We start from the raw sequence: 17,697 nt of genomic DNA on the forward strand, positions 1-17,697 counted from the left end.
GCTCAAACGCCGATAATCACTTCATTATTTGGAAGTGATCACACCATCAAAACCCAATTTATTTAGTTTCTTCAATTCATTCTCTGCAACGCTTCTTGAAGCTAGTGGGCCAATCCGCACGCGAGTTACTTCGCCACTACTGGTTTTAATAATCTCTGTGTAGGCTCGGAATCCACTCATAACCAAATTTTCTAATTGTTGCTTAGCCTTTGATTGGTCGGAAAAAGCCCCCAATTGTATCACCACACCTCCTTTAGGAATCTCAGTCGTACCGATAACATCGGCAGTGGCATTAGCAGTATTATTTGAACTATTTGGAAGATGTGTTGTAGAGACTGCCGGAGACTTTGGTTCCATTACTACCGTTACACGCTTAGCATCTATTTTTGGCTTGATACCAGGTATAGGAAGACGTTTTTGCTCGTCTTGAATCGCTTCAAAATCATCCACGAATGGCACATTCTCCTTCATGGAATCAGGAAGCTGATTTGCTTCTTGAATCAGGTCATTCGATGGAATAGATTGCTTAGGCAAATGAACTGGAGCAGTGTTATTACCCCTATCTGCATCATGCAAGTTAATGACGACTTCCTGCTGTTCATTACCCGTTTTAGGCTCGTCAAAAATAGCAGGCAGCACGATAATTGAAACTATCACCAAAACAATCGCTCCAACCAGTCGCCTTCTTGCGCGTTTTCGCAGTAACAGCTCTTCTTCACTAATATTTTTGTTCATTTATAATCCAATGAAAATATCTTTCAAAGCGTCTTCCAGTGCCTCAGTACATCACCCACCGTATAGAAGGATCCAAACACACAAATTCTATCATTTTTAGTCGCTTGTCCACAGGCAAAAACGAATGCATCAATTACATTTAAAAATGACAAAACACCATTTTTGTCAGCACTAATACCGGCATCATATAGCTGACTACAAATATAATCCGCCGTTGCTGCACGTTCGGAATGAACGGATGAAACCAACCAAACATCAATCTGCTGTTTTATTTGTGAAACGACACCCGATATATCTTTATCTGCAAGCATGGCAAAAACCGCATAGGTTTTCCCGGTCGGTTTAGTTGCTGCTAAGTTACTCGATAGCACCGAAGCCGCGGCCGGATTATGTGCCACATCGAGAACAATCATCGGGTATGTAGATACGACTTGAAATCTTCCCGGTATGATCGCTTCACTCAATCCATCGCGAATATTTTGCATCGTCACCGGCAATATGGCTTTAAGTGCATCTAAAGCAGCCAAACAAGTACTAGCATTTTGTAATTGTTTCTGACCTCGGAGTGCAGGAAATGGAAGTGAGTATCGACAATCTTTTGGTCCCCAGTAATCCCATTGCGATAACTTATCAACATAACCGAATTGTTTATTCAGCAACAACAAATCAGGATCGATTTGATTGATTTGTTGCCATACCTTGCTTGGCAAATCCGTCTCAGCACAAACCGCAGGTTTTCCTTTTCTAAAGATAGCAACTTTTTCACAACCTATTTTTTCACGGCTATCACCGAGATACTCCATATGGTCAAAATCGATACTCGTTACAATGGAACAATCTGGGGAAAATACATTAACTGCATCCAAGCGACCACCTAATCCAACTTCCAAAATTGCTACCTCTACCTCAGATCGAATAAACCAATCCATTGCCGCTAGGGTGCCAAATTCGAAAAAAGTCAGCGATATATGACAAGATTCTCTAGCTTCATTGATACGTTCAAATACTCGGCATAAGCTTTCATCATCAACTTCTACTTTGTTAATGCGCATTCGTTCGTTATACCGTAACAAATGAGGCGATGTATAGCACCCGACGCGATAGCCTGCTCTCGTTAGGACAGCTTCAAGTATGACGCACACTGAGCCTTTACCGTTTGTGCCGGCGACAATAATAAGAGGGAATTTAGGATTTAAACCGAGTTGCTCTTTAACTCGACTAACTCGCTCCAGACCCATATCAATCATTTTTGGATGAATAGCCTCAAGATAGGCTAACCAATCAGACAGTGAACGTAATGAGGGATGGATGTCTGAACTCCTGATCAATCAATACAGATTATAATCACTGAAAAACATTGTGTTAGTTCACAGCCGACCGGCACATCAATTGCATACATAAATTGGCGATCTTTTCGCGCATTTGTCGACGATCAACAATCATATCGATTGCACCGTGTTCCAATAAAAATTCTGAGCGCTGAAACCCTTCTGGAAGCGTCTGACGAACCGTTTGCTCAATTACGCGCGGCCCGGCAAAACCGATCAATGCATCCGGTTCAGCAATCACAATATCCCCAATGAAAGCGAAACTAGCCGACACACCGCCCATAGTAGGGTCTGTCAGAACAGAGATAAAAGGCAAGTTACAATGACTTAATCGTGTTAAGGCCGCAGATGTTTTTGCCATTTGCATCAATGAAAACAAACCCTCCTGCATACGAGCGCCGCCACTGGCGCTAAAACATACAAAAGGCATTTGCTGTTCAATACACGCTTGTATACCTCTAACAAAGCGCTCACCTACTACTGAACCCATCGATCCACCCATAAAACCAAATTCAAACGCCGCCACAACAATCGGGAGGTCTTTAATTCTTCCTTGCACGACCACCAGAGAGTCATTCTCATCAGTGCCTTCTTTCGCTTGTGTTAAACGATCAACATATCGCTTGCTATCTTTAAACTTCAATGCATCAATGGCAATCACTTCGGCACCGATTTCCATACGATGATCAGGATCCAGTAGCCAATCAATCCGACTACGAGCGGAAATACGATTATGGTAGCCGCACCTCGGACAAACGTTTAGATTCTTTGCAAGATCCGAATAGTAAAGCACAGCCTCACAATTTTTACATTTGCTCCACAAGCCTTCCGGTACAATCTTCTTTTCACCGGCTCCCTTCTTCTTAATTTTTGGTGGAATTATTTTTTGAAACCAGCTCATACGTATGTTATGCGGAAAAATCCGTTCATCACTCTATTAATGTTGTTCGTCCATCGCCTGACGAAAACTCGTCAGCAGTACCCCTACTTTTGCTAATAAGTCGTCTTGTTTCGCATGCTCAATTTCTTCAATAATTCGACTCCCTATCACCACCGCATCAGCTAAGTTAGCTACAGCCCAGGCTGTAGCGCCATCGCGTATACCAAACCCAACACCAATAGGAATCGCAATATGTTTTCGTAACTCTTTTAACATCATGTTTACATTTTCAAGATCGAGATGCGATGCACCAGTTACACCTTTTAAAGAAACATAATACACATAACCTTTGGCGAGTTTGGCCACATGCTCCATCCGAGATTTCGGTGTAGTCGGAGATAACAAGAATATGGCATCAATGCCATATTCATTAAGACATTTCACCCATTTTCCTGATTCTTCTGGAGGATAATCCACAATCAATATTCCATCAACACCGCATTTTTTTGCTTTGCTTGCAAAAGCTTCATACCCCAATGCTTCGACTGGATTAGCATAACCCATCAGAACGATTGGTGTATTAACATCTACTTTTCTAAATTCCTCAACAAGGTCCAGCACTTTATTAAGGCTAACTTGATGCTTCAAAGCGCGTTCGGTTGATCTTTGTATTGTTGGACCATCCGCCATAGGATCGGAAAAAGGAACTCCCAATTCAATGATATCAGCGCCCGACTGTACCAATTGATGCATCAGTTGAACGGTTACTTCGGGGTATGGATCGCCTGCAGTGATAAATGGAATCAGTGCCTTGCGATTTTGCATCTTCAGATTTGCAAATGTTTGAGCAATTCGATTCATAATCTAAAACCTAAAGTGACAAGCCAGACATTTGCGCCACGGTTGCCATATCTTTGTCACCACGCCCAGATAAATTGACCAATAATAACTTATCCCTAGGTAGAGTTGGCGCATATTTAGCCGCATGAGCCAGTGCATGGCTTGACTCTAACGCGGGCATAATACCTTCATATCGGCATAAATCATGAAAAGCCTGCAATGCTTCATGATCAGTAATTGCAACATACTCTGCTCTTCCACAATCTTTAAGCCAAGCATGCTCCGGTCCAACACCGGGATAATCCAATCCAGCCGATATTGAGTGTGTTTCGACAATTTGACCATTCTCATCCTGAATAAGATAGGTACGGTTCCCATGCAATACACCAGGCCTCCCTGTAGACAAAGTAGCAGCGTGTTGCCGGGTCTCAATACCCTTGCCTGCGGCTTCAACACCGATCAAGCGAACACCACTATCATCAATATACGGATAAAACAAGCCAATTGCATTAGATCCACCACCAACACAAGCAATCAGCGCATCGGGTTGGCGTCCGAAAAACTCTTGCATTTGTACCTTAGCTTCCATACCGATAATTGCTTGAAAATCCCTTACCATCATCGGATAAGGATGAGGTCCGGCTACCGTACCAATAATATAGAAAGTATTTTCGACATTAGTTACCCAGTCTCGCATCGCCTCGTTCAGCGCATCTTTCAATGTGCGCGATCCAGACTCAACGGGTACAACCGTAGCACCCAGAAGTTTCATACGATATACATTGGTTGCTTGCCGCTTCACGTCTTCAGATCCCATATATACGACACATTCCATGCCGTACCGTGCAGCCACAGTCGCGCTCGCAACACCATGCTGACCTGCTCCCGTTTCCGCAATTACCCTTTTTTTACCCAAACGCCGTGCTAGCAGAGCCTGACCAACAGTATTATTGATTTTATGCGCTCCAGTATGATTTAAATCTTCCCGCTTTAATAGAATCTGGGCGCCACCTAGATATTCTGACCATCTTTTCGCATGATAAATCGGACTTGGTCTACCAACATAGTGCTTTAGTTCATAAGAGAATTCGGCCTGAAACTCAGGATCGGTACGATAGTATTCATATTTTTGGCGCAAATCTTCCAGCGCTGAAATCAATGTTTCCGCTACAAAAATTCCACCATAGGGACCAAAGTGGCCGTCCCGACCAGGAAGATCATAAGTACTCACCGCTTAACCCCCTGCATAAAAGCAAAAATTTTTTCTTCGTTTTTAATTCCTTTAGAAACTTCTACCCCACTAGAAACATCAACAGCCCATGGCCGTGTTTCCCGAATGGCATTTGACACATTTTGCGGGTTTAGCCCACCCGAAAGTATCAATGGCAGCGGCAATTGTTGTGGAATAAGGCCCCAATCAAAAGTATGCCCAGTCCCTCCAGGTATACCGGGCGTATACGTATCGACAAGTAAGCCTTTGGCAGCTTTATACTGCTGTGCATATTGTAGCAAATCCGTATCTTCTTTCATTCTTATTGCTTTGATATACGGCACAGCGAATTGCGCACAAAATTCAGGTGATTCATTACCATGAAATTGCAATAAATTTAATTTAACTGCTTTTATGGTTTGCTCAACCCAAGACACATCCGGATCAACATAAACACCGACAACAGTAACAAAAGAAGGTATCTGACAAGCAATAGAGTAGGCTGAATCAATATTAATATAACGAGGGCTTTGTGGCCAGAACACAAAACCAATCGCATCTACACCAGCCTTAACGGCTGACACAGCATCCTCACGGCGAGTAATCCCGCATACTTTAACACGTACCGACATAATGCTATTGATTATATAATATCTCTGGCACTAAAGGCATTACAGAGAAATCTGGTAATGCCCATTGGTCGGGATAAGACACTTTTGCCAAATATAAACCCGCTGGTGAAAATGTTGGTGCCGCTAGCATACGGTTACCACCTTGTAGTAAGTCTTGCATCCATTCTGGGGGATATTTGCCTTTACCAATGTATACCAAATTACCGATAATATTTCTGACCATATGTTGCAAAAATGCATTCGCACGCAAATCAAAAACGATTAAATTACCGTAGCGCTGTATTTGTAAGTGTGTAATGGTCCGTATGGGCGACTTTGCTTGACATTCAGCTGCTCGAAAAGAAGAAAAATCATGCTCACCCAGTAGCAGGTTTCCTGCAATTTGCATTTTCTCCAATATCAACGCTTGATGAAACCACCCTACCTTTCCTACCTGTAGTCCTGGGCGTGTGGGTTGATTCAGAAGCAGATAAAGGTAGCGCCGTTCAAGTGCACTGTATCTTGCATGAAAATCTGATAAAACCTCAGTTGCCCAGCGAATTGCAATGTCATTCGGTAATTTTGCATTCACCCCGCGTATCCACGCACTAATAGGACGCTTCGATTCGGTATCGAAATGCACAACCTGATAGAGTGCATGTACACCTGCATCAGTACGACCTGCTGTAGTAACATGAATTTTCTCTTGCGCAATTAGAGACAAAGCCAGTTCAAGAATATCTTGAATTGCGCAGCTCTGGGGTTGACTTTGCCAACCACAATAACGACTTCCGTCATACTCCAGTACTAAACAAATTCGCACGAACCAGTACTACTTCTATTGCGTGTTTTGAACAAATTTAATTATCAATGCAAATTGTTACAAGCTCTTCATTAGCTTTTTAGCAGCTCTTTTTTGTTTTGCATCTCCATCGCGAATAACTTCTTCCAACATTTCTTTAGCACCTTCTTTATCATCCATTTCTTGGTATGCTTTTGCCAAATCAAGCTTAGTTTCAACCTCTTGCCATTGCTCACTATTCTCACTTAAATCTGATTCCTTATCTTTTTGAGCAACAGAATCAGCGCTTTCAATATCCAAATTTATGCTTTCCAAACCCAATTCAGGAACAATTGGAATAACTTTTGAAGTAGTATCAACTTCATCAGAATCGAATTGCTCTGAGATACTTGGTTCATCCATTAGCTCCAGTGCACTCGGATGATCATGGTTTGGCGCACTTGCTTTATCGCTTTTTGCAAGTTTTGCATTCTGAATAGCGTCATCTGCTAAATTAATTGCATCTTCAGAGAAATCAAAATCGATCGTGTTGCTTTGGTCAGTGTTTGATTCAGTCACACTGTCAAAATTCAGTACCGTTTCTCCCACTTCTAAATCTTTTACTGATTCGTAATCCGAAGAATCGATCTTGACTTGATCGTTTTGGACAGATTCATTCGCATCCGACAAATCAAATTCTGTTTCGTAATTCACTTGGACAGGATGCACGTCAGTATTGATGCCATCATCAGTCAAGTCAATATCTCTCGATTGATGAGAATGCTTTGTTTCATTATTTTCCGAATCTATCTGTAGCTGAGAATCAAATTCAGCCGCATCCGACTTCTCGGGAAGATTTGCGTATAAAACAGTATTCTGTTCAAAATCTTGATCTTCTTCATTAGATTGCTCAGCACTCGCAGCACTCTGGTAGGTTGAATCTTCATCGCTCGACTCAGCATAACCATCTGCCGCAGCAACTTGTTGTGCGCCGGACATGGCCGCCATTCTCGATTTCATCCTAGAGGAAAAGCCTTCTGCTGCTTTGTCGTTTTTATCATCATCTTCTTTATTTTGCCGACGCTTACGCACCCACAATAATGCGGACAACAAAGCCACCATTAAAAAGGCACCCACATACTCAATATTGGCAAAAATCTGATCGGTTAGTGACATCTCCTCATCATTCGTATCTGATACCGGTAGTGGTAGCGATGCCGGCATTACCGCTTCCACAGGCGCCGACTGTTCGGTAGGTGTTGTTCCCGCATCTGGAATTGTTACATCTACTTGATCGTTTTCAGTTACCGACTCACTGTCTTGCTGTAACTGTACGGATGACTGTTGAGGAGGTTGTGCAATCACAGCCTCAGGCCTAATTTCCGGTTCAGTTGCTACTTTGCCAGTGGATTCCGCTCTGACTTGCGCTTGAGCAAGTGTGGCATCTTTCAACTCTAAAAGTTTTTTTAAATTCTCAACGCTTTTTTCAAGCATTGCCACACGTTCATTCGCTTCTTTAAGTGAAAGGTTTTTTGCGATAGCATCTTCTTCCATCATACGCAAACGGTCTGCCACATTTGATGGAGCAGCAGAATCTTTATTACCATCCGTTTGTAACGCACTGGATAAGCGCAACACTTCTTTAGGTTCCACATTCGAGCTAGTCGCTTGTTTCTCGATTCGAGTGGTAATTTTGCCTTGATCTGATTGACGTATCGTTCTCCGAGAAGATTCATCACGGGATGAAGACGCTAATCTTGAGCGATAGTTTTGCCAATCAACCACTTGCACACGAATTTCTGAGTTCGCCGATTTTTTGTCGATCGCATCAGCTTCACTTTTCTCTGGTATTTTCAAAACCGCACCAACTCTCAGCAAATTCATATTGCCAGCAATAAATGCATCACGATTGGCACGATAAAGCGCAACTAACATCTGATTCAAGTCAACACCTGCGGGCAATACTTGACGTGCGATCACTGACAAATTATCACCAGGAACGACAGGACCGTAAGTTCCTGTCGTTCTGTATGCTGAAGAATTATTTTCAGTTGGCGGAGCTTGCTTGTCTTTAGGCGGTATTTTTTTAGGTATCTCTGATTCTGTAAGCTTATTTTGCTGAGGTGCTGCCACGACAGGCGATGCAACACTTGGTGCGGTGACTTGCTGCGGAGAAGATTCTGCTGGATCCAGCAATACCGCATATTCGCGCAGAATCCGACCAGACGCCCAATTCAATTCTACTAATAAATTCAAAAAAGGATCGTTGATCGCTTGTGGTGAACTAAGCTTTATATAAGGATTGCCATTTACTCTCGATTCGACAGAAACTTTAACTGTTGAAAAAAAAGGCTCATATTGAATACCAGCCTGAGCAAACGCCTCTTGCGATGCAATGCTCGCCCGAAGTGAAGGAATCTCACTTTTATTGGCAGTAACAATATCGATTTCAGCACTCAGTGGTTGCCCTAAAGCAGACATGAGCGATAATTTACCCAGTCCTGCTGCAAAAAGTACCGAGGGAAGGAACAAAATGATTAAGAACAAGCTTACTCTAAAGGAAGTTTTATACACTGAGATACCCTCTTTCTTTTAAAAAATAAATATTACGAGGCCAGCATTACAACGTAGATGCTCAAATGTGCTACGTTTTGGATATAAACCGATCATTTAGTAAACTGTTATTCAATCACATAGGCAACTCATTTTAAATTTTAATTTAATAACGCAAGAACTCAGTGTTGAATTAATATCCGCAGCATTCTGCGTAAAGGTTCTGCAGCTCCCCATAATAACTGATCGCCCACGGTAAAAGCAGACAAATACTCACCCCCCATCGCCAATTTACGCAGCCGACCGATATTAATCGACAAAGTGCCCGTCACAGCGGTGGGTGTCAGCTCTACAGTTGTTTCTTCACGATGATTAGGTACAACATGAACCCACTCATTAGCGTTTGAAATAATTTCTTCAATTTCGTTTAGAGGAATATCTTTCTTCAATTTAATGGTCAGCGCTTGGCTATGGCAACGCATCGCACCAACACGCACACAAATACCATCGACAGGAATTTGATGATCAAATCGACCTAGAATTTTGTTCGTCTCTGCCTGCCCTTTCCATTCCTCTCGACTTTGTCCATTTGCAATTTCTTTATCAATCCAAGGAATCAGACTGCCTGCCAATGGCACGCCAAAGTTTTCTGTTGGAAATTTTTTATCGCGTAATGTTTCTGCTATCTCACGATCGATATCGAGTATATTTGAGGCAGGATCATCCAATAAATCCTTAGCCGCGCGATGCGTTTCTCCCATTTGTTGTATCAGTTCGCGCATATTCTTGGCTCCTGCTCCAGACGCCGCCTGATAAGTCATGGCGCTCATCCATTCCACCAAGCCTTTTTCAAACAATCCTCCAACTGCCATCAGCATCAAGCTCACGGTACAATTGCCGCCAATATAATTTTTTACTCCATCTTGCAATGCTTGCTCAATCACAGGTTTATTGATCGGATCAAGAATAATCACAGCGTCCTTTTCCATGCGCAGTGCCGAAGCTGCATCGACCCAGTAGCCCTGCCAACCAGACTGGCGTAATTGACCAACAATCTTATTGGTATAGTCACCACCTTGGCACGAAACTATGATATCCATAGCGCTGAGCTGTTTAATATCGCACGCGTCTTGCAATACCGGAATTTCTTTTCCGATATCTGGGCCTATCCCGCCTTTTTGTGATGTTGTAAAAAAAACCGGATCAATCAGTGAAAAATCATCTTCTTCACGCATGCGTTGCATAAGCACAGAACCTACCATGCCGCGCCAACCAACAAAACCAACTTGTTTCATTACCCTATTTACATCCTAAAAATTAACAAAATGGCAAACTAGTAAAAATACTCGATAAATATTAACTTATTTTATAAAGTTACAACAAATGATTTAGCAGGGTGTTACTATTTAATTTAATTATTTGTAACATTTTCATGTAATTTAAATTCTTGAGCTACAGTAGCGACAGTACTGCATCGCCCATAGCTTTGGTCCCAACCACAGGCATATTGGGTTCGGCTATATCTTTTGTTCTCAATCCAGACGCCAGTACTTTTCTTATGGCTTGTTCAATCCGATATGCAGATTCTTCATGATTAAACGTATAGCGTAACATCATGGCCACTGACAAAATCGTCGCCAATGGGTTGGCTAGGTCTTTACCAGCGATGTCCGGTGCTGAACCATGAATCGGTTCATATAATCCTTTATTATTCTGATCCAAGGAAGCCGATGGAAGCATGCCAATTGAACCTGTCAGCATCGAAGCCTCATCAGACAAAATATCGCCAAACATATTGCCTGTAACCATCACATCAAATTGCTTAGGGTTTCGTACCAGTTGCATTGCTGCATTATCTACGAGCATATGGGAAATCGTGACATCCGGATAGTCTTTGGCTACTTCTGTTACAATATCACGCCACAACTGTGTACATTCCAACACATTCATTTTATCTATAGAGCACAATTTTTTCTGGCGCTTCCTAGCTGCTTGAAAAGCTACGTGTGCAATGCGAAGAATTTCTGATTCACTGTAGATCATCGTGTTAAAACCAACACGATGACCATCACGTATATCAATACCACGCGGTTCGCCAAAATAAATATCACCCGTTAGCTCACGTACAATTAAAATATCCAAACCCGCAACGACATCATATTTCAAACTGGATGCACTCGCCAACTCGGGATATAAAATAGCCGGACGAAGATTAGCAAATAAATTCAGCTCCTTGCGTATAGAAAGCAAACCTCTCTCAGGGCGTTGGTGACGCGGCAATGCATCATATTTTGGCCCACCTACTGCACCCAATAAAATTGCATCAGCCTGACTGGCTAAACGATGGGTCGCTTCAGGGTAAGGCTCCCCGGTCGCATCGACAGCGCAGCCCCCAATTAAACCATATTCCAATTCAATTGGTAGACCGTCAGCTTTTAATGCCTCTAACACGCGAACAGCTTGTGCCACGATTTCTGGTCCTATGCCATCGCCTGCTAATACTGCTAATTTCATAATATTTGATTAATCATTTCATTTATTAGAATAACCAAGGTTGTTCTTGACGTCTTTTATTTTCAAAAGCCTTGATTTCATCCGCATGCTGCAGAGTAAGTCCGATCTCATCCAATCCGTGCAATAAGCAGTGCTTACGAAAAGTATCTATTTCAAACTCAAAGCTCCTATTGTCAGGTGTACAAACACTTTGCTTTTGAAGATCTACGGACAATTGATAGCCTGGATGCATTGCAACCGCCACAAACAGTAAATCCAATATCGCCGTATTCAAGACGATCGGCAGCAATCCTATCTTAAAACAGTTATTAAAAAATATATCTGCAAAACTCGATGCAATAACGACTCGAAAGCCATAGTCCTGTAGTGCCCACGGTGCATGTTCCCTGCTCGACCCACAACCAAAATTAGCACGCGCTAATAAAATTTGAGCTCCTTGATATCTGGGCTGGTTCAACACAAACCCTGAATTAAGCTGACGCTTTGATAAATCCATACCCGGTTCTCCATGATCCAGAAAGCGCCACTCATCAAATAAATACTGACCAAAACCGGAACGCTTGATGGATTTGAGGAATTGTTTGGGAATAATCGCATCGGTATCGACATTAGCGCGATCAAGAGGTGCAACTAAACCAGTAAATGTTAGGAATTTTTCCATTGGATTATGCGAACACACATATTAAAGTAAGGAAGTTATTATAACTTGCGCACATCTACAAAATGCCCAGTAATAGCAGCAGCAGCTGCCATAGCAGGACTCACTAGATGCGTTCTTCCACCAGGTCCTTGCCGTCCTTCAAAATTTCGATTAGAAGTCGAAGCACAACGCTCTCCCGGGCCCAAACGATCATCATTCATAGCCAAGCACATCGAACATCCTGGTTCACGCCACTCAAATCCAGCCGCCATGAAAATCTTATCCAATCCTTCACGTTCGGCTTGTTGCTTAACCAATCCTGAACCGGGAACCACCAACGCCAGCTTTATGCTTGAGGCAATTTTCTTATCTTTTACTATCTGTGCGGCTGATCGTAAATCCTCAATACGCGAATTTGTACATGAACCGATAAAAACCTTATCAATGGTAATTTGTTGAATTGGAGTGTTAGCTTTCAATCCCATATAATTTAGCGCAAGTTGTATATTCTTACGTTTCGTTTCATCAGTAACATGCGCAGGATCTGGCACTCTACCATCGACATCGACAACCATTTCGGGCGAAGTTCCCCAAGTAACTTGGGGTTTGATTTGTGCGGCATCCAATATTACCGTTTGATCAAAAACAGCGCCAGGATCACTATGTAAGGTTCTCCAGTAAGCAATCGCACGCTCCCACATCTCTCCTTGAGGAGCAAAAGGACGGCCCTTGATATAATCAATCGTAACATCATCCACGGCTACGATGCCTGCGCGTGCGCCCGCTTCAATTGCCATATTACACAACGTCATTCGCCCTTCCATTGATAGCGCCCGAATGGCGCTACCAGCAAATTCAATCGCATGCCCATTACCGCCAGCCGTGCCAATTTTACCGATAATAGCCAGTGCGATATCTTTTGCGGTAACACCCAGGCCTAATTGACCTTCAACAAGAATACATAAGGTTTTCGATTTCTTCATCAGCAAACATTGCGTTGCCAAAACATGCTCAACCTCAGAAGTACCAATTCCAAATGCCAAGCACGCAAAAGCACCATGCGTACTGGTATGCGAATCGCCGCATACCACCGTCATACCTGGTATCGTTGCTCCTTGCTCCGGACCAATAACGTGTACGATACCTTGACGCAAATCATGCATTTTGAATTGAGTAATACCCAATTCATCGCAATTTTGATCGAGTGTATCCACTTGTAAACGCGAAAGTGGATCATGAATTCCCTGACTCCGATCAGTTGTTGGTACATTATGATCAGCAACAGCTAGAATGGAGTTCAGTCGCCATGGCTTACGTCCAGCAAGCTTTAGGCTCTCGAATGCTTGTGGGCTCGTCACCTCATGCACTAGATGACGATCAATGTATATCAGTGACATGCCTCCCACGTCAGTTGATTCAGTCGGAACTATGTGTTGATTCCAAAGTTTATCGTATAACGTTTGCATCCTATTTACTCAAAATTCACATTAGGATGCAATTATCCCATAAAGTTCTAAAATCAAACAAACTAAACAGATGCATTAATTGATGCATGAATAGACTTCATTTTCCATAGGATCAAAATTAAACTGATACCCACAATCGCAGCGCTAATTGAAAAAGTGATATCAGGGCCCAGCTTTTCCCACGTATAGCCGCTAAATACTGCACCAGCCGCTCCCCCTAATCCATAAACCACACTAGAATATATCGCCTGTCCTTTAGCTTGATGGCGTCCTCGAAAAAAATGATGAATAATCATCATTGCTGCGATATGGTGTGCGCCGTAAGTTGCCGCATGCAATATCTGTGCGAACACTATCAATAGTGGCCACTCAACACACCAGCCAATCAATAAAAAACGAACAATGGCAGAAACAAAACTAAAAACAAGTATAAGCTTTAGGCTAAAATGCTTCAGTAACCAAGGCATCAGAAAAAAAATTCCTATTTCGCAGATTACACCAATAGCCCAAGTCCATCCCACGAATCCCTTGGTATAACCATGCTCAACCAAATAAATTGAAAAAAAAGTATAATAAACCCCATGTGCAAATAGCATAAACAGGCTAACGGACAAAAACAGTATTACTTCCGGGCGTAAACAAATCTCCCGTACTGAATGATGAAACGTTGCAACTTCTCCGATTATCTCTTTCTCGCGAACTTGATAAGAAAATATGACAATAAAGGCCTTTAAACTCAATATAATCCAAAGTAACCAAAAAATTTCTATCTTATCCAGAACATAACCCACACCAATTACTGTTAAAACAAATCCTACTGAGCCCCATGAGCGAATACGGCCATAGTGCATCGTACGCTCGCCTAAATGTGATAGCGTTATAGCCTCCATCAATGGTAACGAAGCGCTCCAAAAAATACTCATCAACAGCATAAACAAAAATATCCAACTAAAAGAATCTCCAACAAAAAAGCCACAAAAAGTAATTAACCCCATCACTGCAGCGACTTGAACAACTCGAGCCCGTTTTCCAGTGTAATCAGCCACCCATCCCCAAAATGCCGGAGAAAATATCCGTGTAACGAGTAATAATGACATCAGCAAGCCAATCTGCAATGAATCAAAATTTAATGATTGCAGATATAAAGTCCAGTAAGGTGAGAAAGCCCCTATCAAAGCAAAATAAAAGAAATAAAAACCAGAGAGTCGCCAATAGGGTAATAAAGGTATATGGTGGGTCAGTTGAAACAAAGACATACAATCTGATTCCTATAAATAAACTCAATTCACATCGAAAGATTTTAGAAGCCTGGAATCAATGGCAATTTCATGAAATCAACTAGAAAAGTATGCTTAATTGATAAATTATGTTACGCATCAACAAGATTTCGGTAACGAACGAATTAGTCATTCGTGGTATTCCTTGACAAAACATACAGCATCACTATAATCCACCCTTTGTTTCTGAAGCTTTCTAATCAAACCGTAGCGAAGCTTCATAATGCGGGAATAGCTCAGTGGTAGAGCACAACCTTGCCAAGGTTGGGGTCGCGAGTTCGAGCCTCGTTTCCCGCTCCACATCACCATCAGAAAACAAATTTGCACATGTTGGTGATCCACACAAATAAGGCGGGGTGGCAGAGTGGTCATGCAGCGGCCTGCAAAGCCGTCTACGCCGGTTCGATTCCGACCCCCGCCTCCATCGCACTATTTATTTCAATATTTATCACCGACACTACTTTGAGCCCCTTACATATAGATTCAATCCACTAGCGCGGATCAAAAAAGATATATACGAGAAATAGTAAGACAGTGATTTTAATGTTATTGATGCTTCTTTATCGTTTCTGCAATATGTTCGGCCCAAAAATTGATGCGATCTTCGGATTCTCCCTCTACCATCACTCGTATCAGTGGTTCTGTACCGGAAGAACGAATCAAAATTCGACCGCTATTCTTAAGTTCAGACTCAGCTTCTTTGATTAATTCCTTGAGTTCACTGTCAGCATTCCATTGATAAGATGGGGGTACTTTTACATTAATAAGCCGCTGTGGATAAAGCACCACCTCTTGCGTAAATTCTGCCAGTGTTTTTTGTGAATCTCTCAATGCATACAAAACCTGCAAAGCTGAAATAATACCATCGCCAGTAGTATGTTTATCCCTACATATAATATGGCCAGAACCCTCTCCCCCAATCTGCCAATTTTTTTCTTGTAGTAACTCTAAAACGTATCGATCACCGACATTAGCACGCAAGAAAGGAATTTTATGTTCTTTAAAGTGATTCTCAATCGCTAGATTTGTCATTAAAGTCCCCACCACCCCTCCAGTAAGTACTTTTCGCATTTGACGATGCTTAGCGATAATATAAATCAGTTGATCACCATCGTATACCTTGCCCGTTTCATCCACCATCATCAAGCGATCACCATCACCGTCCAATGCAATTCCTAAATCAGCGCCATGTTCCTTAACAGCATGTTGTAACGTTGCACAGTGCGTAGCACCACACTCATGGTTAATATTCAGCCCATCTGGGTCTACACCAATAGCGATAACCTCGTCAGCGCCTAATTCATGCATTACGTGTCTAGCAATGTGATAAGTTGCGCCATGTGCACTATCGACTACTATTCTTAATCCATGCAAGTCAAGTGGATAAGGAAAAGTACTTTTACAAAATTCGATATAGCGCGCATCAGCATCGCGTAACCTACGAACCTTTCCAAGCTGAGCGGACGGCTTAGTTTCTATCGGTTTATCTAATTCCGCTTCAATTTTGTGCTCCATATCATCAGGAAGTTTGGTTCCTGCAGCGGAAAAAAACTTGACACCGTTGTCTTCAAACATGTTATGCGATGCTGAAATCACAATCCCTGCTTGTAGGCGTAGTGCTCGGATCAAATAAGCAATTGCAGGTGTGGGCATTGGGCCTGACAAAAACACATCTACACCAGCTGCACATAATCCAGCTTCTAAAGCCGATTCAAACATGTACCCAGACACTCTTGTATCTTTACCAATCACTACCGTAGGACGTTTTCCCTCCATAAGATGCCAATCTGCATCCGCTAAGGCTTTACCGGCGGCATATCCCAAATGCATGACAAATTGCGGTGTTATTGGGCCTTTCCCAACTCTTCCTCGTATACCATCTGTGCCAAAATATTTTTTAGTCATATTTCCAGTATTTAATAGTTAGGTAAATGAAAAAATAAGAAGTAACGTACAGTTACTGATAATCTTTATACCGCATGCCTCATTGCCGAATAGATAGCTATGGCATCTTTTGTAGCCTTAACATCGTGCACTCTGACAATTTTGGCACCTTTAATTATGGCTAGCAAGGCGGCAGCTATACTTTCATGAATTCTTCGGTCAACACTATTGCCAGTAATACCGCCAAGCATAGACTTTCTCGATATCCCTACAAGTATTGGGACACTCAATGTAATTAATCGGTCGAGTTGCTGTAATAATTTATAATTGTGTTGCAATGTCTTACCAAAACCAAAACCTGGATCAATAATAAGTTGCTCTTGAGAGATGCCTGCAAGCTTTGCTGCGTCAATTCGATGCTGCAAAAAAATTTTCACCTCAGAAACAATATCCTGATACTGAGGATTACTTTGCATGTCAACAGGGATACCTTGCATATGCATTAAGCAGACGCGCACATGACGATATTGCGCAACTATATCCAATGCTCCCGGATTGCGTAATGCATGAACATCATTAATCATAAAAGCACCCGCATTAATAGCTTGTTTCATAACCTCGGGTTTTGAAGTATCGACAGAAATAGCTACATTTCGACCCGAAAGTCCCTCCAACACTGGAATTACACGATGCAATTCCTCATCAATGCTAACAGATTGACTACCAGGGCGAGTCGACTCACCGCCAATATCCAGTATATCCACACCCTCATCAATGAGGCTCATTGCATGCGCGATGGCCTGTTGAGTCGATTGGTAACACCCTCCATCTGAAAAAGAATCGGGTGTCACATTAACAATCCCCATAATGAGCGGACGGTTAAGTGAAAAAAGTTGGCTGTATGATAGTAAAGTCAATTGCAAAAAATTGAGTTCTGCAAGCTAAAATGCGGGATGCGATTTAAAATCGCATCCCGCA

General features: G+C 42.3%; 15 protein-coding genes and 2 tRNA genes. 2 read left to right on the forward strand and 15 right to left on the reverse strand.

Annotated elements, in window-relative coordinates; all coding sequences use genetic code 11:
• Positions 1 to 24: 24 nt before the first annotated feature.
• The 13 genes from W03_RS09475 to W03_RS09535 all read right to left on the reverse strand — a co-directional run bounded on the left by W03_RS09475 (position 25) and on the right by W03_RS09535 (position 14,814).
• Positions 25 to 735 carry an SPOR domain-containing protein gene (locus tag W03_RS09475; RefSeq protein ID WP_244072723.1) on the reverse strand — a complete coding sequence of 237 codons (711 nt, stop codon included), beginning with the start codon at positions 733 to 735 and terminating at the stop codon, positions 25 to 27.
• Positions 736 to 758: 23 nt separating this feature from the next.
• Positions 759 to 2,063 (reverse strand): bifunctional tetrahydrofolate synthase/dihydrofolate synthase, encoded by a 1,305-nt coding sequence (gene folC / locus W03_RS09480; protein ID WP_309296098.1) that lies wholly within the window; start codon positions 2,061 to 2,063, stop codon positions 759 to 761.
• Between the two features lie 34 nt (positions 2,064 to 2,097).
• Entirely contained in the window at positions 2,098 to 2,964 is an 867-nt protein-coding gene (gene accD, locus W03_RS09485; RefSeq protein ID WP_244072725.1) for an acetyl-CoA carboxylase, carboxyltransferase subunit beta, read from the reverse strand.
• A 36-nt stretch (positions 2,965 to 3,000) separates the two neighbouring features.
• The gene (gene trpA, locus W03_RS09490; protein WP_244072726.1) at positions 3,001 to 3,804 is read right to left on the reverse strand and encodes a tryptophan synthase subunit alpha; all 804 of its coding nucleotides are present in this window, start codon (positions 3,802 to 3,804) and stop codon (positions 3,001 to 3,003) included.
• A 10-nt stretch (positions 3,805 to 3,814) separates the two neighbouring features.
• On the reverse strand, positions 3,815 to 5,014 hold the full coding sequence (gene trpB / locus W03_RS09495; RefSeq protein WP_244072727.1) for a tryptophan synthase subunit beta: 1,200 nt from the start codon (positions 5,012 to 5,014) through the stop codon (positions 3,815 to 3,817).
• Entirely contained in the window at positions 5,011 to 5,625 is a 615-nt protein-coding gene (locus W03_RS09500; protein ID WP_244072728.1) for a phosphoribosylanthranilate isomerase, read from the reverse strand. Before W03_RS09500 ends, trpB begins: the two co-directional genes overlap by 4 nt.
• A gap of 4 nt (positions 5,626 to 5,629) precedes the next feature.
• Positions 5,630 to 6,427 (reverse strand): tRNA pseudouridine(38-40) synthase TruA, encoded by a 798-nt coding sequence (truA, locus tag W03_RS09505; RefSeq protein ID WP_244072729.1) that lies wholly within the window; start codon positions 6,425 to 6,427, stop codon positions 5,630 to 5,632.
• A gap of 57 nt (positions 6,428 to 6,484) precedes the next feature.
• A complete protein-coding gene (locus W03_RS09510) occupies positions 6,485 to 8,959 on the reverse strand; it encodes a FimV/HubP family polar landmark protein (RefSeq protein ID WP_244072730.1) in 2,475 nt (824 codons plus the stop codon).
• Positions 8,960 to 9,120: 161 nt separating this feature from the next.
• A complete protein-coding gene (gene asd / locus W03_RS09515; RefSeq protein WP_244072731.1) occupies positions 9,121 to 10,233 on the reverse strand; it encodes an aspartate-semialdehyde dehydrogenase in 1,113 nt (370 codons plus the stop codon).
• A gap of 157 nt (positions 10,234 to 10,390) precedes the next feature.
• Positions 10,391 to 11,452 (reverse strand): 3-isopropylmalate dehydrogenase, encoded by a 1,062-nt coding sequence (gene leuB / locus W03_RS09520; RefSeq protein WP_244072733.1) that lies wholly within the window; start codon positions 11,450 to 11,452, stop codon positions 10,391 to 10,393.
• 25 nt (positions 11,453 to 11,477) lie between these two features.
• Positions 11,478 to 12,113, reverse strand: coding sequence for a 3-isopropylmalate dehydratase small subunit (gene leuD, locus W03_RS09525; RefSeq protein WP_244072735.1), 636 nt, complete (start codon positions 12,111 to 12,113; stop codon positions 11,478 to 11,480).
• A gap of 38 nt (positions 12,114 to 12,151) precedes the next feature.
• Complete coding sequence (gene leuC / locus W03_RS09530; protein ID WP_244072737.1) at positions 12,152 to 13,558, reverse strand: 3-isopropylmalate dehydratase large subunit; 1,407 nt, start codon at positions 13,556 to 13,558, stop codon at positions 12,152 to 12,154.
• Positions 13,559 to 13,620: 62 nt separating this feature from the next.
• Positions 13,621 to 14,814 (reverse strand): MFS transporter, encoded by a 1,194-nt coding sequence (locus W03_RS09535; protein WP_244072739.1) that lies wholly within the window; start codon positions 14,812 to 14,814, stop codon positions 13,621 to 13,623.
• Between the two features lie 246 nt (positions 14,815 to 15,060).
• Here W03_RS09535 and W03_RS09540 point away from each other — a divergent pair.
• Together W03_RS09540 and W03_RS09545 are read left to right on the forward strand one after the other, a co-directional pair.
• A tRNA-Gly gene (locus tag W03_RS09540) sits at positions 15,061 to 15,135 on the forward strand.
• 50 nt (positions 15,136 to 15,185) lie between these two features.
• Positions 15,186 to 15,259: transfer RNA gene (locus W03_RS09545), tRNA-Cys, on the forward strand.
• Between the two features lie 122 nt (positions 15,260 to 15,381).
• Here W03_RS09545 and glmM read toward each other — a convergent pair.
• Positions 15,382 to 16,740 carry a phosphoglucosamine mutase gene (gene glmM, locus W03_RS09550; protein WP_244072741.1) on the reverse strand — a complete coding sequence of 453 codons (1,359 nt, stop codon included), beginning with the start codon at positions 16,738 to 16,740 and terminating at the stop codon, positions 15,382 to 15,384.
• Positions 16,741 to 16,805: 65 nt separating this feature from the next.
• Positions 16,806 to 17,585: a dihydropteroate synthase gene (gene folP, locus W03_RS09555; protein ID WP_244073728.1), complete on the reverse strand. Its 780-nt coding sequence runs from the start codon at positions 17,583 to 17,585 to the stop codon at positions 16,806 to 16,808.
• Positions 17,586 to 17,697: the final 112 nt, after the last annotated feature.

It is taken from the genome of Nitrosomonas sp. PY1 (assembly GCF_022836435.1).
Lineage (GTDB): Bacteria > Pseudomonadota > Gammaproteobacteria > Burkholderiales > Nitrosomonadaceae > Nitrosomonas.

Excerpts from the sequence above, each read along its gene's own strand:
- W03_RS09475 (WP_244072723.1), bottom strand. The coding sequence starts at position 735 with ATGAACAAAAATATTAGTGAAGAAGAGCTGTTACTGCGAAAACGCGCA.
- accD (WP_244072725.1), bottom strand. The coding sequence starts at position 2,964 with ATGAGCTGGTTTCAAAAAATAATTCCACCAAAAATTAAGAAGAAGGGA.
- trpA (WP_244072726.1), bottom strand. The coding sequence starts at position 3,804 with ATGAATCGAATTGCTCAAACATTTGCAAATCTGAAGATGCAAAATCGC.
- W03_RS09500 (WP_244072728.1), bottom strand. The coding sequence starts at position 5,625 with ATGTCGGTACGTGTTAAAGTATGCGGGATTACTCGCCGTGAGGATGCT.
- asd (WP_244072731.1), bottom strand. The coding sequence starts at position 10,233 with ATGAAACAAGTTGGTTTTGTTGGTTGGCGCGGCATGGTAGGTTCTGTG.
- leuB (WP_244072733.1), bottom strand. The coding sequence starts at position 11,452 with ATGAAATTAGCAGTATTAGCAGGCGATGGCATAGGACCAGAAATCGTG.
- leuD (WP_244072735.1), bottom strand. The coding sequence starts at position 12,113 with ATGGAAAAATTCCTAACATTTACTGGTTTAGTTGCACCTCTTGATCGC.
- leuC (WP_244072737.1), bottom strand. The coding sequence starts at position 13,558 with ATGCAAACGTTATACGATAAACTTTGGAATCAACACATAGTTCCGACT.
- W03_RS09535 (WP_244072739.1), bottom strand. The coding sequence starts at position 14,814 with ATGTCTTTGTTTCAACTGACCCACCATATACCTTTATTACCCTATTGG.
- glmM (WP_244072741.1), bottom strand. The coding sequence starts at position 16,740 with ATGACTAAAAAATATTTTGGCACAGATGGTATACGAGGAAGAGTTGGG.
- folP (WP_244073728.1), bottom strand. The coding sequence starts at position 17,585 with ATGGGGATTGTTAATGTGACACCCGATTCTTTTTCAGATGGAGGGTGT.